This is a genomic window from Pseudoalteromonas sp. BSi20439 (genome assembly GCF_000241165.1).
Lineage (GTDB): Bacteria > Pseudomonadota > Gammaproteobacteria > Enterobacterales > Alteromonadaceae > Pseudoalteromonas.
Genome location: NZ_BADW01000048.1, coordinates 1 through 1,638, shown reverse-complemented (window position 1 = coordinate 1,638; position 1,638 = coordinate 1). Strand labels below are relative to the sequence as shown.

Annotated in this window: 1 protein-coding gene; it reads left to right on the top strand. The window is 41.4% G+C overall.

Going from position 1 to position 1,638, the window contains the following annotated elements:
• Positions 1-52: 52 nt before the first annotated feature.
• Positions 53-1,599 (top strand): IS3 family transposase gene (locus P20439_RS04475; RefSeq protein WP_138956965.1). Its coding sequence is split into 2 segments (ribosomal slippage): positions 53-533 and positions 533-1,599, totalling 1,548 coding nucleotides; the frame shifts between segments, so codons are not numbered across the junction.
• The last annotated feature ends 39 nt before the right edge of the window (positions 1,600-1,638 follow it).

Below are 1,638 nucleotides of genomic sequence, written 5' to 3'. Positions count from 1 at the left end.
CCCCCTGTGTCAGGATAGTTGTCGCCTCTAACATTTAGCAGAGGCAAATAAAATGAGACGTCAATTTACACAAGAATTTAAAGTTCAAGCTGTTGAAAAAGCATTATCTCAATGTGATGATGTTCGCTTAGAAGATATTGCAGATGACTTAGGTGTCGGTTATTCAACGTTACAACGTTGGATAGCACTGGCAAAAAAGCATCAACTTGAAATACACCAGACGGGTAGCCAAATGACAGCAGAAAAACGACCACAAGACTGGAGTTTAGAAGAAAGACTCAACGCAGTAATTGAGTGTGGAAGTTTAGATGAAGCCGCCATAAATGAATACTGCCGTAATATAGGGCTTTATCCGCATCATATTCAGCAATGGAAGAAAGACTTAGTAACACCACCTTCAAATAAAACAGTAAAGTCAGACAGTAAACAGCTTAAGCAAGAAATAAAGCAACTGCAAAAAGAACTGAATCGCAAAGATAAGGCCTTAGCTGAAACTGCCGCTCTACTTGTACTCAAAAAAAAAGCGGATGCACTTTGGGGTTTCAACGAGGACGATTAACAACAGCGACTGAGCGACATGAATTAATAACGCTTATCACAAACGCACAGGCTTCAGGGGCAAGGAAAGAAAAGGCATGTGAGTTACTTGGACTGACACTAAGAACCGTTCAGCGGTGGATTGAAGCAGACGATATGACTGACAAACGGACGAGTACGAAAAAACAGCCGACTAACCGTCTCACAGAGTTAGAGCGGCAGCGCATTATTAATACGGCTAATTCAGCCGAATATGGGCATTTACCGGCCAGTAAAATAGTCCCTAAGCTGCTTGATAAGGGCATATGGATAGCGTCTGAAAGTTCGTTTTATCGTGTCATGAAGGCACATAACTTATTAACGCATAGAGAAAAAGTAAAGCCAGCTAAGCCGATGAAAAAGCCAAGAGCACTGAAAGCAGTGCGTGCAAATGAAGTCTACACTTGGGATATCACCTATTTACCAACGAGCGTAAAAGGGCAATTTTTATACTTATATTTAGTGATGGACATTTTTAGTCGAAAGGTTGTTGGCTGGCAGGTTTACGACACACAGTTAAGTGAATTAGCCGCGGATTTAATGAAGGATATTTGCAGTCGGGAGCAAATAAAGCGCGAGCAAGTTACGTTACACTCAGATAATGGCAGCCCAATGAAAGGCGCGACATTACTGGCAACATTACAGGAGTTAGGGATTGTGCCATCATTTAGTCGACCGTCAGTAAGTAATGACAATCCATACTCTGAGTCGTTATTTAAAACGTTAAAGTATCGCCCAGAATACCCAGAAAAGCCATTTGAAGATATAAGCGCAGCAAGAGAATGGGTAAGTGGGTTCGTTGATTGGTACAATAATGAGCACCTACACAGTGGTATAAAATTTGTGACGCCAAACCAACGTCATTCAGGTTTAGATAAAGAAATATTAGCTAAGCGTCAGCAGGTAAACGACGCAGCTAAATTGAATAACCCAAGCCGTTGGTCAGGGAAGTCACGAGACTGGTCAATGATAAATGAAGTAAATTTAAACCCTGAGAAAAAAGAAGAAATGCGGGCGGCATAAAATTTAACTTGAGGCGACAACTAACTTGAAAAACTCCGG